The sequence below is a fragment of the Psychroflexus torquis ATCC 700755 genome, assembly GCF_000153485.2.
GTDB lineage: Bacteria > Bacteroidota > Bacteroidia > Flavobacteriales > Flavobacteriaceae > Psychroflexus > Psychroflexus torquis.
Genome location: NC_018721.1, coordinates 1,162,409 through 1,176,325, shown reverse-complemented (window position 1 = coordinate 1,176,325; position 13,917 = coordinate 1,162,409). Strand labels below are relative to the sequence as shown.

The 13,917-nt window shown below is 35.2% G+C and carries 13 protein-coding genes; 7 read left to right on the top strand and 6 right to left on the bottom strand.

Translation table 11 applies throughout. The features are described 5' to 3' along the window. Window positions 1-5: 5 nt before the first annotated feature. From sufD to P700755_RS05175, 6 genes are read left to right on the top strand one after another with little or no spacing between them, the layout of a single operon-like run. Entirely contained in the window at window positions 6-1,319 is a 1,314-nt protein-coding gene (gene sufD, locus P700755_RS05200; protein WP_015023687.1) for a Fe-S cluster assembly protein SufD, read from the top strand. A 50-nt stretch (window positions 1,320-1,369) separates the two neighbouring features. Beyond that, window positions 1,370-2,614 (top strand): aminotransferase class V-fold PLP-dependent enzyme, encoded by a 1,245-nt coding sequence (locus P700755_RS05195; protein ID WP_015023686.1) that lies wholly within the window; start codon window positions 1,370-1,372, stop codon window positions 2,612-2,614. Further along, a complete protein-coding gene (locus P700755_RS05190; protein WP_015023685.1) occupies window positions 2,611-3,054 on the top strand; it encodes an META domain-containing protein in 444 nt (147 codons plus the stop codon). The genes P700755_RS05195 and P700755_RS05190 overlap by 4 nt, the downstream gene beginning before the upstream one ends. Then, window positions 3,047-3,478, top strand: a complete 432-nt coding sequence (locus P700755_RS05185) for a SufE family protein (RefSeq protein ID WP_015023684.1) — start codon at window positions 3,047-3,049, stop codon at window positions 3,476-3,478. Before P700755_RS05190 ends, P700755_RS05185 begins: the two co-directional genes overlap by 8 nt. A 4-nt stretch (window positions 3,479-3,482) precedes the next feature. Continuing rightward, the gene (locus P700755_RS05180; protein ID WP_015023683.1) at window positions 3,483-3,806 is read left to right on the top strand and encodes a DUF59 domain-containing protein; all 324 of its coding nucleotides are present in this window, start codon (window positions 3,483-3,485) and stop codon (window positions 3,804-3,806) included. Window positions 3,807-3,810: 4 nt separating this feature from the next. Continuing rightward, window positions 3,811-4,323: a DUF2480 family protein gene (locus P700755_RS05175; RefSeq protein ID WP_015023682.1), complete on the top strand. Its 513-nt coding sequence runs from the start codon at window positions 3,811-3,813 to the stop codon at window positions 4,321-4,323. A gap of 579 nt (window positions 4,324-4,902) precedes the next feature. Here P700755_RS05175 and P700755_RS05165 read toward each other — a convergent pair. Together P700755_RS05165 and P700755_RS05160 are read right to left on the bottom strand one after the other, a co-directional pair. Continuing rightward, window positions 4,903-5,142 carry a hypothetical protein gene (locus tag P700755_RS05165; RefSeq protein WP_015023680.1) on the bottom strand — a complete coding sequence of 80 codons (240 nt, stop codon included), beginning with the start codon at window positions 5,140-5,142 and terminating at the stop codon, window positions 4,903-4,905. A gap of 47 nt (window positions 5,143-5,189) precedes the next feature. Next, a complete protein-coding gene (locus P700755_RS05160; protein ID WP_015023679.1) occupies window positions 5,190-7,403 on the bottom strand; it encodes a bifunctional alpha,alpha-trehalose-phosphate synthase (UDP-forming)/trehalose-phosphatase in 2,214 nt (737 codons plus the stop codon). Between the two features lie 80 nt (window positions 7,404-7,483). On the opposite strand from P700755_RS05160, the gene P700755_RS05155 reads away from it, so the two are divergent. Further along, window positions 7,484-9,259 (top strand): glycoside hydrolase family 15 protein, encoded by a 1,776-nt coding sequence (locus tag P700755_RS05155; RefSeq protein WP_015023678.1) that lies wholly within the window; start codon window positions 7,484-7,486, stop codon window positions 9,257-9,259. Here the strand turns inward: P700755_RS05155 and P700755_RS05150 are convergent. The 4 genes from P700755_RS05150 to P700755_RS05135 are packed head-to-tail and all read right to left on the bottom strand — an operon-like array spanning window position 9,256 to window position 13,851. After that, complete coding sequence (locus P700755_RS05150; protein WP_015023677.1) at window positions 9,256-10,296, bottom strand: cytochrome-c peroxidase; 1,041 nt, start codon at window positions 10,294-10,296, stop codon at window positions 9,256-9,258. The two genes, P700755_RS05155 and P700755_RS05150, sit on opposite strands and share 4 nt — an antisense overlap. Before the next feature lie 9 nt (window positions 10,297-10,305). Next, complete coding sequence (locus P700755_RS05145; RefSeq protein ID WP_015023676.1) at window positions 10,306-11,064, bottom strand: MbnP family protein; 759 nt, start codon at window positions 11,062-11,064, stop codon at window positions 10,306-10,308. A 1-nt stretch (window position 11,065) separates the two neighbouring features. Further along, window positions 11,066-12,433, bottom strand: coding sequence for a hypothetical protein (locus P700755_RS05140; protein WP_015023675.1), 1,368 nt, complete (start codon window positions 12,431-12,433; stop codon window positions 11,066-11,068). Then, complete coding sequence (locus tag P700755_RS05135) at window positions 12,433-13,851, bottom strand: choice-of-anchor B family protein (protein WP_041758628.1); 1,419 nt, start codon at window positions 13,849-13,851, stop codon at window positions 12,433-12,435. The genes P700755_RS05140 and P700755_RS05135 overlap by 1 nt, the downstream gene beginning before the upstream one ends. Window positions 13,852-13,917: the final 66 nt, after the last annotated feature.

Genomic DNA, 13,917 nt, shown 5'->3' with positions numbered 1-13,917 from the left:
AAAACATGGAACTTAAAGAAAAATTAATGTCTTCTTATCTTGCTTTTGAAGAGCAAGTGGATATGGAAAATGATATCCATAGCGTAAGAAACAAAGCTATAAAGTTTTTTGAAAGTACGGGCTTTCCTACCAAAAAGATGGAAGCTTGGAAATACACTTCACTCAACTCTGTATTAAAAGAAGATTACAGCATATTCCCTAAAAAGGAAGATGCCATAGATTATAAGGATATAAAGAAATACTTAATACATGATATAGATACGTATACTATCGTATTTATAGATGGAATTTATTCTTCTCATCTGTCGAGAACTACCCACGATAAGTTGGATGCTTGTCTGATGTCTTCGGCTTTGAACAAGTCTAAATACAAGCCTATCATGGATAAGTATTTTAATAAAATCGTTCCTGAGGAGAGTATGTCTTCTTTAAACACGGCTTTTGCTAAAGAAGGTGCTTATATTAGAATTCCTAAAAACGTTAGTGCAGAAAAACCTATTCAAATTCTTAATTTTTCTACAGGAAATGAGTCAGCTTTAATGATCCAACCTAGAAACTTAATTATTGCTGAAGAAGGTGCTCACGTTCAAATTATTGAGAGGCATCAAAGTTTGACGGATAATCCTGTGCTTACCAATTCGGTGACAGAAGTTTATGTCGGAAAAAATGCTGAAGTGGATTATTATAAAATTCAAAATGATAAGACCACGTCTTCTCTTATAGATAATACGTTTATCAAACAAGAAAGAGATAGCACTTGTTCTTTACATACGTTTTCATTAGGTGGAAAAATCACTAGAAACAATTTGAGGTTTTATCAGCATGGAGAGAACTGTAATTCTATACTTAAAGGAGTTACTATTCTAGAAGGAAAACAACATGTAGACCACAATACTCTGGTTCATCACATCGAGCCTAATTGTGAAAGTCATCAAGATTATAAAGGAATTTTTTCTGAAAAATCGGTAGGTGTCTTTAACGGGAGTATTCTTGTAGATAGATTGGCACAAAAAACAAATGCTTTTCAAAGCAATAATAATATTTTATTGGACGATGGGGCTACTTGTAACTCTAAGCCACAATTGGAAATTTTTGCAGATGATGTAAAATGCAGTCATGGTTGTACGATTGGACAACTAGATAATGAAGCCTTATACTACCTAAGAACTCGAGGAATCCCTAAAAAAGAAGCTAGAGCCTTACTGATGTTTGCTTTTGCAAATAAAGTTTTGGGTAGTGTTAAAATTCCAGAAATCAAAAAAAGAATTACTAAACAAATTGCATTGAAACTTGAAGTCGAATTAGGATTCAACTTATAAGAATTCAATTGGGTCAACTTACTAAGAAGTAAAATTTTAAGAAACGAAATATGAACATGACGAATACTTCTGAACAACTTTTAGACATAGATAGCATACGCAAAGACTTTCCCATTTTACATAGAGAAATAAATGGGAAACCTTTGGTGTATTTTGATAATGCTGCTACATCTCAAACTCCAAGACAGGTTATAGATTGTATTGTAGACTATTACGAAAATAAGAACGCAAATATCCACAGAGGAGTACATTCGCTTTCGCAAATTGCTACAGATGCTTATGAGTCCGCTAGAGAAAAAGTAAGAGCTCATTTTAATGCGAAACACAACTACGAAATTATCTTGACGTCGGGAACTACGCATAGTATCAATTTGGTTGCCAATGGATATGCTTCTATTTTGAAGCCTGAAGATGAGATTTTGGTATCGGCGATGGAGCATCACTCCAATATCGTTCCATGGCAAATGCTATGTAAAAAAACAGGCTCAAAATTGAGGGTCATTCCAATGTCAGAAAAAGGAGAATTGGTGATGGATGCTTACAAAGACTTGTTGAACGAGCATACTAAACTTGTTTTTGTAAACCATGTCTCCAATGCTTTAGGCACTATAAATCCTATTAAAGAGATCATTGATTTAGCTCATGAAGTTGATGCTAAAGTCTTGATTGATGGAGCACAAGCTGCATCTCATTTAATAGCTGATGTTCAAGCTTTGGATATAGATTACTATACGGTTTCAGCTCATAAAATCTGCGGCCCAACAGGTGTAGGCATGCTATACGGAAAAGAGGAACTTTTAAACATGCTACCTCCTTATCAAGGTGGTGGAGAAATGATTGATCAAGTGACTTTTGAAGAGACGACTTATGCTGGATTACCTCATAAGTTTGAAGCTGGTACCCCAAATATTTCTGGAGGTATAGCTTTTGGTGCAGCTCTAGATTATATGAATGCTATTGGTTTTGAGACCATTGCAGCTTATGAAATGCAGTTGCTTGTTTATGCAACTGAAGAGATAGAGAAAATAGAAGGCGTAAGAATATATGGGACTACACCAGAAAATAAAACGGCTGTTTTGTCATTTAACATTGAAGGTTTACATCCCTATGATATAGGAACCTTGCTCGACAAAATGGGAATTGCCGTGAGAACTGGTCACCATTGCGCTCAGCCTATTATGGATTTTTATAAAATTCCAGGAACTGTTCGCGCCTCTTTTATGTTTTACAATTCGAAAGCAGAAATTGATTCCTTTATTATTGCTTTGAAAAAGGCGAAATCCATGTTATCATGAAATCATATTCAATTTTAAAAACAGGCTTCGCCTTGTTTTCAATTTTTTTAATTTTGGTTTCCTGTAAAGCTCAACAGCAAGGAAAAATGAATTCAGAAAAGCTTATAGGTGAAGACTATGTTATAACCCAGCTAGGGGATCAAGAACTTGTAGACTCTAGACTAACCTTGAAGGTAGATCCTGAAAACTCAAAAATTTCAGGATACTCGGGGTGCAACAATTATAACTTCAGCTATAAAATGAATGATGGAATTTTAGACTTAGGATTTGCTTCAGCAACAAAAATGTATTGTGATGACAAAATGGATCTTGAAAATTTATTTTTTCAAAAAGCAGCTTCAGTAACTCAATTTGATACTTCATCTGAAGTAATTTACTTAAAATCTAAAGAAGGAAACGTCTTAATTAAGGCAGAAAAAAAGCTAGAAAAAAGTGAGTAATATTCAAGAAAGACAAAAAGAAATTGTAGAAGAATTCAGCATTTTTGAAGACTGGATGGATCGGTATGAATATATGATCGACCTTGGTAAATCTCTTCCACTTATTCAAGACCAATATAAAACCGATGAAAACATCATAAAAGGATGTCAGAGTAGAGTATGGGTCTATGGAGCGATGGATAATGACAAGCTCGATTTTACAGCAGATAGCGATGCCATAATTACCAAAGGAATTATCGCCATACTTATTCGTGTATTTTCTGGACAAAAACCTGAAGATATCATCGGGGCAAACACTGATTTTATAGATGAGATTGGACTTAAGGAACACTTATCACCAAACAGAGCTAACGGATTGGTTAGCATGGTAAAACAAATGAAAATGTACGCTATTGCATACAATAGCCAACAAAATAAAGCTTAACATTATGGCTGAAGAACTAAACACAGAAAAACTAGGGGAAGATGTAGTAAGAGTTTTAAAAACTATTTACGATCCAGAAATCCCAGTTGATATATACGAACTTGGACTTATTTATGATGTTTTTGTTAATGAGAACGATGATGTCAAAATTTTAATGACTTTAACCTCGCCCAACTGTCCAGTAGCTGAATCTCTTCCTCAAGAAGTAAAGGAAAAGGCGGCTTCTTTAGATTGGGTCAACGAATGTGAAGTAGAATTGACTTTCGATCCTGCTTGGTCTCAAGAATTGATGAGTGAAGAAGCGAAACTTGAATTAGGAATGTTATAAGTCTATGGCTGATATTGTAAATAAAGTCGCAAAAAGTCCTTTGATAACCTTTAATTTAGAGGATTACTATCCAAAAGGAAGAAGAGTACAAATCGATATTAAAGATTGGTTGTTCCAAGGAATTATTCTTAAAGAAAAAGACTTCAGGCTAGAGCTAAAAGCACATGACTGGAAACAATATGAAGGTGCTTATGTATCGCTTCATTGTTCTACCGATTCCATAATTCCGAGTTGGGCTTATCTCTTGGTAACTACTTACCTTGAGGATATAGCTCAAAAAGTTGTTTTTGGGTCCTTAGAGGTTTTAAATTCCCTGCTTTATCAAGAGGCACTTTCTAAAATTGATCTGACTGATTATAATGATAAACCTATCATTATAAAAGGCTGTTCTGACAAACCAGTGCCAGAAAACGCCTACTTACTTGCTCTGCAAATGCTACAACCAGTTGCTAAGCTCATTATGTATGGTGAAGCATGTTCTGCTGTTCCTCTTTATAAAAAACCTAAAAAGAGATAATTTTACACTCTAATACCAAATTATATTTATAATGCCGTATGAATAAGTTGAATTATACTACGACGTAGCTCAGCACAGGTTTTTTGATTGATTGAAATCAAAAATAACTAGCATAGCCTTAGCTACGGTAATTATTTTGATGAAAACCAGGCGAAAAAGAAACGATTTATTGCGTCATTATAGGTCCAATTTGGTATAAAACGAAAGGAAGATGCTTTGAATTGCTCTTGTTGTTTTTTAAATATCAATAAATGAAATTTAAATTTTATCTTAAATCCTTATTATTTTGTAGGGTCTTTTTTAAAAATGAAATCTCTAAGCGCTTCAGTTTCTTATAAAATGTTACCCTTTTATTATTATTATTGGCTAGGTGGAAAAATGACTTACTATTCAGCTAACATCTTGGTTAGTTTTGTAGTTTGTTATGACAAAGGAACATATATCTGGGACACTAATTTCCTAGTCGACTATGGTATAAACAAAATCAAGAATTTTACAAAAAATCAAATGACTGTTTAGAATACAATTCGTACCAGTAAAACAATTTATTGCGACATTATAGGTTTAATTTGGTATTAGTTATCCTATATAAACCTTTCCTCTATGAGGTTTTAAACGATCTCTTACAGATTTCATGTCCACTTCTTCAACAACCATAAAAGCGATAAATTGAAAGTCATCTAGCTTCTCTATTCCTGTTATTTTCAGATCCAAGGAATTTGTATTTAAATAGTCATTCAAATGAATGGTGTGGTGTTCCGCCGTTTTCTCTGCATTTGGACCTTTAAAGTCCCAAATTAATTTTATTTGTTTACTCATAAGTTTGTTTAGTAATTTTGATTGTAAGACTATTTTTTTTCATCAACCTAGTTATGTTTAGGCAGTTCTTTTAGAAGGCTCCTCACATCTTCTACACTAGCTACATAAAATTTAGCCTTAGTTTCTTTTACACCTACCTTTATGGTCTGTGAGTTCTTTGGAAGCTCCTCAAACATAAATTCATCGGTCCAGTCATCTCCAATGGCAAAGACATGTTGAGTAGGATTTTGATCCAAGATATAATTGCATGCTCTACCTTTATTAACTTTGCTGCTTTTTATTTCAATGACTTTATTACCTTCTAGCAAGGTAAGGTCTGTGTTAGAGATAAAACTCGTTAGCACCGTTTTTATTTCTACAACTCGCTTTTGAGCTAATTCGATATCAGTATCTCTGTAATGCCAGGCTAACGAAAATTTCTTTTTTTCAACAAGTGTTCCTGGTGTTCTATCCACAAAAGTTTCCAATACAGGGAGAACATCTTCCATCCAATCGGTTTTTAAATGCTCTAGGATTTTCCATGTTTGATCTTTTTCGCGTACGGAAACCCCGTGGTCGGATACTAGTGTGTAAGACGTGTTTTTGAACCATTCATTCAGCGTTTTTTTATCTCTCCCGCTAATGATCACAAGCTCGAGATTTTCAATTTTTTCCAGTCCTTTTAATATTTGGAAAAGCTCAGAATCTGGTTTAGCATCTTGAGGGTTTTTAGTAAAGTTGACCAAAGTCCCATCATAATCTAAAAACATGATCTTTTTTCCAGGGGATTTTAAAATCTCTTTGAAATTCTCTATATCAGTTGATTTCAATTTTGAGGCTTGGATAATACTGTAAACTTTATGTACTTGTTTAAGAGAATTTATAAATTCACTAGCCCATTTCTCTACGCTATATCTAGACACTCTTTTCTGTAGTGCTTTCATCCTCTGTTTTTGCTCCGCCTTTGGCATTTCTAAAGCTTGCTTTAGAGTGTCCGCAATTTCTTCATAATTGAAAGGATTGATGAGCAAAGCTTCATTGAGTTCTTTTGAAGCCCCAGTCATTTCACTAAGGACTAGCACGCCATCCTCTTTGGTTCGAGTAGCAACATATTCTTTAGCAACGAGGTTCATACCGTCTCTTACAGGAGTAATTAAAGCAACCTCCGACGAGGTGTAGAGATCTATTATATTTTCAAAAGGTAAGGTTCTATAAAAATACCAGATAGGGGTCCAACTTACCGTGGAAAATTCACCATTAATTCTACCTACAAGTTCATCTGTTTCTTGCTTCAATTTTTGATATTGAGGTACCTCAGATCGTGAAGGGACCGCCAGCATAACAAGTCTTATTTTCTCTTGAAACTCTGGATATTTCCTCAAAAAATATTCAAAAGCTTTCAACCTGTTTGGGATACCCTTGGTATAGTCCATTCTATCAATGGAAAGCACCATTTTCATCCCAACTTCTTTCTGAAGATGCTGATCTAGTCTTTTTTGAATTTCAGTTTTGTTATTTTCATTCTGTTTATCATGCTTAAGAGCAGCATTTTTAAATTTTTTGTAATCGATGCCCATCGGAAAAGAGTCCACCTTTATGATTCTGTTGTTATAGGTGACTTTGTTGAAATTAACTTCCAAACTAAGAATGCGTTTTACAGAACTTAAAAAGTGTCTTTCATAATCATAGGTATGGAAACCAATCAAATCGGCACCAAGCATACCTTCTAAAAGTTCTTTACGTTTAGGGAAGGTTCTGAATATTTCATAAGAAGGAAATGGAATATGATTGAAAAATCCGATAGAAATGTTGGGTTTTTTAGCTTTAACAAGGGCCGGAACAAGTAAGAGTTGGTAGTCTTGTATCCAGATTTGGTCACCATCTTCTGCGTGTTTTAAAACCACTTCCGCAAATTTTTCATTTACGCGTTTATAGGCATTCCAAGACTCGGGATGGTACTCTGTATACTCAATAAAATAATGAAACAATGGCCACAATGTTCTATTACTAAAGCCATAGTAATATAAGTCTAGGTCACTTTGAGTGAGATTCACAGTCACACATTGCTCTTTATGAACGGCTTCTTGAACCTTGTCCTCAAGTTCGGGAGTAAGTTCCTCTTGAGTTAGACCTGACCAGCCAATCCAAATTCCATTACTCTCTTTATGTACAGATTTAAGTCCTGTGGCAAGTCCGCCCACACTCGACGTTACTTTGAGGTGATGATCTTCTATACTTATTTGTAGAGGTAGTCTATTGGATACAATTATCATTTTATTCATGAAAAAACTTTGTTAAACTCGTATTATTTCCTTTTATTTAATCAAAAATATGATTTTAATCTCCCAAAAAATCAAGATTCATGAATAATCTTAACTATGGAATAATAGGAAATTGTAGGACAGCAGCTTTGGTTTCTGAGACAGGTTCAATAGACTGGTGTTGTTTACCAGAATTTGATTCCGCTTCTGTTTTTGCAAAATTACTAGATGAGAAGAAGGGAGGCCAATTCGCTTTTCATGTGGATGACTCTTACGAAATATCTCAGGTTTATGTCAAAGACACGTCTATTCTTAAAACTACTTTTTCATCCCAAAATGCTAGCTTTGAAGTCTATGATTTCTTGCCGCGTTATCTCAAAAAAGATAAGAATTATCACACCCCTCCAGAACTCATAAGGTATTTGAAAGTTACTAAGGGAACTCCCAAACTAAAGGTTGATTTCAATCCAAAATTGGAGTATGCTCTTGGAAACACGGAGATATTCATCAAAGAAAATTTTATAGTAGGTCTTACGGAAGCCGATGAGTTTGATACCTTGTTTCTTTACACCTCTTTAGACAAAGAGGCAGTTGCAAATTCAAAAGAAATTTCCCTTACCAAAGATGCTTTTTTCCTTTTGTCTTATAATGAAAAGATAGAGCTGCCAGACATGGAGTCTATATCTCTAGACTTAGAAACAACCAAAGAATATTGGCTCAATTGGAGTTCTAGGACGCCCAAGTTTGGCACTTATGATGATATGATTTTAAGAAGCGCGATGACTCTTAAGCTTTTGAGTTATGACAAAACGGGAGCGATACTTGCGGCAGCTACGACCTCATTACCGGAAACTATAGGGGAGGTTAGGAATTGGGATTACAGATTCTGTTGGATTAGAGATGCTTCTATGGTGGTGAAAGTAGTCTCTCAATTAGGTCACAAAAGAATGATAAAACGCTATTTGCAATTTATAATAGATTTGATTCCAGATAAGAATGAAAAACTTCAAATCATGTATGGAATCAATAAAGAAAAGCAATTGACCGAAAAGCATTTAACACATTTGTCTGGTTATAAAGATTCTAAACCAGTGAGAATTGGTAATGCGGCTTATGCACAGAAGCAAAATGATATCTACGGAATATTGGTGGATGTCATTTATCAAGAATTAGTCAAATTCAAATCAGATCTAGACAATAAAGAAGAGTTATGGACCATTACGAAAGGGATTGCTTGGGTAGTCGGAAAACACTGGCAAGAGCCAGATAAAGGAATCTGGGAATTCAGGACTGAAGATCGACATTTTACCTTTTCAAAAGTCTTATGCTGGGTAGCTATAGATAGAGCTATAAAAATCTCTAAACTCTTTGATAAATCTTCCAAGCTTGAACGCTGGAAAACTTTGGAAAAAGCTATACGTAATGATATTATGGAGAATGCCTGGAATGAAGATATGCAGGCGTTTACTCAATCCTATAATTCTACAGATCTAGATGCCTCTGTACTTTTGATGGAAACCTATGGTTTTATAGAGGCTAAGGATCCGAAGTTTGTAAGTACTGTAAAGGCTATTGGAGAGCATTTAACAAATGATGGACTTCTGTATCGCTATAAAAACAAGGACGACTTTGGTTTGCCTAGTTCGTCATTTACGATATGTACATTTTGGTATATCAACAGTTTGTTTAAAATTGGCGAAGTGGAAGACGCTAAGCAACAATTTGAGAGGTTAATCGGTTATTCTAATCACCTAGGATTGATGAGTGAGGATATAGATTTTAAAACAAAAAGGTTGCTGGGAAACTTTCCACAGGCTTATTCTCATTTGGCATTGATAGAAACGGCTATAAATTTATCTAAAGTAGAGAAGTCTTAAAATTCAGAAAATCGCTGGTCGAGTAGAAAGTTATCGTCGGTTAAGGTCTTTAGGAAAGAAATAAGTTGGTCTTTTTCAGTTTCTGTGAGCGAGATTCCCAAGTTATTTTCTTGTTGTAAGCTAGGGTCTAAATTTTGTGTAGGTTCAACTCCAGAGTCATAATGATCTAAAACTTCTTTTAAAGATTGAAAGCGTCCATCGTGCATATAGGGTAAACTGACCATAATATTTCTTAAGGTAGGGACTTTAAATTTGTATTTATCTTCCTCAAGTCCTGTTACGCGTTTACGTCCAATATCATTATACCTAGGATCAATGGATAATCCATTGTTTCTATAGGATTGATCTGTAAAAAGGATACCCTTATGGCAGCTTGCACATTTAGCTTCAAATAAGGATTGACCTGCAGATTCCTCTTCGCTAAATACAGAATTACCTTCTAAAACTTTATCATATTTTGTATCTGCAGAAACCATCATCACCATAAATTGAGACAAGGCTCTGAACATATTTTGCGTATTCACCTCTCCATTGTTAAATGCTTCACCAAATAATTCCCTGTAGTCTTGGTCGCTTTTCAGTTTGTTAATCACATTAGACACCGTTTCATTCATCTCTGTATCTGTAGTGATAGGGATGATGGAAAAAGCATCTAGATGTTGGGCTGCACCGTCCCACGAGAATTCTTCGAAGTAAGCCAAATTCATTAAAGGTTGGGCATTTCTAGTTCCTAAAGCACCATCTACACCATGACTCACTTCGTGGGTATGGTGCGTAAAAGAAAACTCTTGGACGTGACAAAATCCACAAGAAATAACTCCTGTTGAAGATAACTTTCCGTCGTAAAATAATTTTTTACCCAACTCAAAGCCTTTTTCTGTAGGTGGATTTTCTTCCAAATTGTAAACAGGTTGTGGAAAGAAATCCGGCTGAGGGAAGTCTAATTTTTTATTTTCTGAAATCTCAACATAATTATTCTCATCACCGCTGCAGGCAAAACATAATATCAAGACCATGAAGAAAACTAATTTACTCATGTTTGTAGTTTATTCTGGTAAATTAAAAGGAACTGAAGAAAATAACCGACTTGCATTTTCTGCAATCTTTGGAGCATTAACAGGATCTACTTGGATATCAGATTTATCCTCTATCCTGATATCGTAGACCGCATTAAAGAGTTTAGGTATGTCAGCTTCGATAGATACTAAAGTGCTTTCGGTGAAATCAAAACCAAAATCAGAAGATAACTCTACAGTTTTGTAATTATCTAGATTGGTGCCATGGCTGCCAATATGAAAAAGAAAATCCTCATCTGGCTGATCTCCAGTCGAAGAATAATCGCCTTCTATTTTAAAAAAGATATAACCTGCCGACCAGCTCCAAAGCATTTGGCTTTCTTCTGCTGTAGGTACAAAGTTATCTACTCCATTTAGGGGGTAGTTGGATTGATCTACGCCTATCCCAAACTTTATCTTATTATAGTTGGCAACGGGTATATTTTCTAGGGTTATAATTTTACTGGAAGGCACCTCTTCATCAATTAGAAAATAACTGTCTTCCACAGGATAAGTGAAGATTCCGCCATCTTCTTTAATGAACGAGATATTACTGATGATATATTTCAGCTCATTGATGGAGTAAGACTCACCCAATGTAGTTTGATAAACTCCGGTATTCAATTCTATGTTTTGAGAATTTATCGTATTAGCAAAGCTGATCTCTATACTCGTAGTTTCAATAGTATCATCGTCTTTACAAGAAACTGCCAACATCGAAATAAGAACAAAGCAAATTATTTTTTTCATATCACTTTAGTTTTATAATAAAAGCATCGTTATCACCCTTATTTGTTGTGAAATCAGTGTCGTTGCTAGCCGTATTTCCAACGACAAAAATCTCCTTATTAGAATTTATTGCAGCATCATTCCCAAAGTCAAGACCACTTCCTCCAATGTTTTTTTGCCACTTTAAGTCTCCATTACCGTCTATGATAATTCCCCAAATGTCATTAGAACCATAGTTGGTCTCCAATTGATCTGTACTACTTCTTGAGCTACTCGTTATAAAATAGTCATTATCTCCTATAGCTATAATAGATCTTCCAGATTCGAATTCTGGTCCACCATAGGTTTTTTCCCAAATCAGATTCCCCTCTATATCAAACTTGACGATCCATATATCTGCATTACCTCTTGGGTTTGAGACATCTCCATCACTACTCCTAGTATCTCCAACTAGCATAAAGTTATTATCTTCGGTTTCTATAATATCAAAAGCAATTTCAATACTGCTTCCTCCAAAACTTTTTTCCCATTCTAAAACACCATTAGCTTGAGTTTTGACCACCCAGATGTCATAACTTCCTATAGGCTCTTTAATATCAAAATCATCACTTTCAGAATGCCCCGTTTGGATGTAACCACCATCTTGGGTTTGTATAACAGCGTAGCTTCTGTCATTATTGGTGCCGCCAAAATAGCGTCTCCATTCCATTTCTCCTCCAGCATTCAATTTTATACCCCAATATTCGCCAACGCCATGCTTTGCTCCTTTGGAGTTTGATGATCTTTTCAAATTATCAAAATCATCATTTCCCTCTCCTTCAGATGCAGTGACATCTAAAAATCCAGTAGCAAAATAGCCGCCATCTTGAGTCTGTATAATATCATATCCTCTATCATTTCCAGAAAAGCCTATGCTTTTTTCCCATTGAATACCCCCTGAAGCATCCAATTTTACAACCCAATAATCTTGAAATCCAAAATTTCCAGTAATATCGCCATCACTACTTCTGGAAAATCCAGTCACAGCAAAGCCTCCGTCATCGGTCTGAATTATACTTTGTCCTCTATCGTCATCACTTCCTCCAAATACCTTTTGCCATTGGATGTTTAAATCTTGGTCAAATTTAACAAGCCAATAATCACTATCAGTCGAAGGCTTACCTATGATGTCACCATCATTACTTTGTGTAAAACCAAATGCTGCAACACCTCCATCGGTGGTTGCGACTACAGATAGGAAATCATCTTGTTGAGACCCCCCAATGGTCTTGATAAAGTCTATCTCACCAATAAATTCCTCGTCAATACTTTGTGGAATTATTGATTCATCATCTTTCGAGCATGATAAAATCATGGTTAAACTCACAATGAATGCTATCTTTTTGTACATTATTTTACAATCAATTTAAGAGTTATAGAATTATTCATTTTAAGCAGATACATACCAGAGTCGTAGGTGTCTAAATTGATTTGAATTTGCTTTTCATTTTGAAAATCTTTGGAAAATATTTTTTGACCTAAAAGATTGAAAATTTCAATTTTTTGAATGTTCTCTTGAGTGTTTTGTATTTGAACATAGGATGATGCAGGATTAGGGAAAATCTTGAAGTCTTGATTTTCAAAATCAGGTGTTTCTAGTGTGCCCGATTTTCTAATTAAAAAGAACCCTCTGTCAATGTCACTTATTACGATATTACCGCTTTCAAAATAGGGATAATTACTCCACATACCATCAAAGCTAGCACCATCATTTTCAGGATAGGTATCGAAGAAGCCCACTTCATTTACCTCTTCGTTACCAATACCAGAAATGTCTAGCATTCTTATGCCTGCGGTATAATTTGATAAATAAAATATATCACCTTTAATATACCCATTATGGTCTATGGCTGCAGTTGGGCCGAAATATTCTTGTTGAATAACAGGGTTATCTAGATCTTCTAAGTCGAATATTATGGTTTTTGTATCAAAGCCAGATGCTAATTCATCAGTTTCATCTCCTAAGAAAAAATATCTCTGATCTTCTGTTAACCAACCCTGGTGAGTATAACTGAAATTGGTATATGAAATATCTGAAATCAATGTCGGATTTGATTTATCTGTAACATCTACAAAGACAACTTCATCCTCATTACTTCCTAAAAATATTTCTCTACCAGCATAATCAGGATCAGGCCCATTATAAGTGACAACTTGAGCATCGTGGGTGTAAAAACTACCAGAATAGCCTCCCGCTAAGTCAGGGTTTAAAGGATCGGATATATCGACAATATGAGCGCCTCCTGAATAACTATTTCGGTCACCAACAATATAAGCATAAGGCTCTTCTGGATTAATCACAATATTATGAGCACTACCAACACCATCGTAATGAGCATCATTGGTAAAAGTGGCAGGGGCATTGCTAACATTGCGAAGTCGGGTTAGGTCGAAGACTTGCATGCCATGTCCTGAGGCTTCCGAAACGATAAAGACATAATTGCCATAAACTTTCATATCTCTCCATATACTAGGATCCGTATGTGTTGGTAATTTACCGAGATAAACTGGCTGTGTTGGATTAGAAATATCTATAAAAGCTGTGCCATTACTCAATCCCATAATGGCATATTCTTTACCATCTTCAGGATCTGTCCAACCCCAAGAGTCATTTCCATCAGATGCTGAAAGGGTGTTTAAATCAATTTGGGACATTAGATCGAAATCGTTACAGGGATATTGTCCAGCAAAACCGTTTTCACACGGAGTTTGAGAATATGAACTCGCACTTATAAGAACTAGGACTAGAAAAGAGTAGATGTGTTTCAAATTTTTTTTTTTTTTCAAATGTAACTAATTATTCTCAAGACAAGGTTTGATTTCTAGGCAAATAGA

Excerpts from the sequence above, each read along its gene's own strand:
- sufD (WP_015023687.1), top strand. The coding sequence starts at position 6 with ATGGAACTTAAAGAAAAATTAATGTCTTCTTATCTTGCTTTTGAAGAG.
- P700755_RS05195 (WP_015023686.1), top strand. The coding sequence starts at position 1,370 with ATGAACATGACGAATACTTCTGAACAACTTTTAGACATAGATAGCATA.
- P700755_RS05190 (WP_015023685.1), top strand. The coding sequence starts at position 2,611 with ATGAAATCATATTCAATTTTAAAAACAGGCTTCGCCTTGTTTTCAATT.
- P700755_RS05180 (WP_015023683.1), top strand. The coding sequence starts at position 3,483 with ATGGCTGAAGAACTAAACACAGAAAAACTAGGGGAAGATGTAGTAAGA.
- P700755_RS05175 (WP_015023682.1), top strand. The coding sequence starts at position 3,811 with ATGGCTGATATTGTAAATAAAGTCGCAAAAAGTCCTTTGATAACCTTT.
- P700755_RS05165 (WP_015023680.1), bottom strand. The coding sequence starts at position 5,142 with ATGAGTAAACAAATAAAATTAATTTGGGACTTTAAAGGTCCAAATGCA.
- P700755_RS05160 (WP_015023679.1), bottom strand. The coding sequence starts at position 7,403 with ATGAATAAAATGATAATTGTATCCAATAGACTACCTCTACAAATAAGT.
- P700755_RS05155 (WP_015023678.1), top strand. The coding sequence starts at position 7,484 with ATGAATAATCTTAACTATGGAATAATAGGAAATTGTAGGACAGCAGCT.
- P700755_RS05150 (WP_015023677.1), bottom strand. The coding sequence starts at position 10,296 with ATGAGTAAATTAGTTTTCTTCATGGTCTTGATATTATGTTTTGCCTGC.
- P700755_RS05145 (WP_015023676.1), bottom strand. The coding sequence starts at position 11,064 with ATGAAAAAAATAATTTGCTTTGTTCTTATTTCGATGTTGGCAGTTTCT.
- P700755_RS05140 (WP_015023675.1), bottom strand. The coding sequence starts at position 12,433 with ATGTACAAAAAGATAGCATTCATTGTGAGTTTAACCATGATTTTATCA.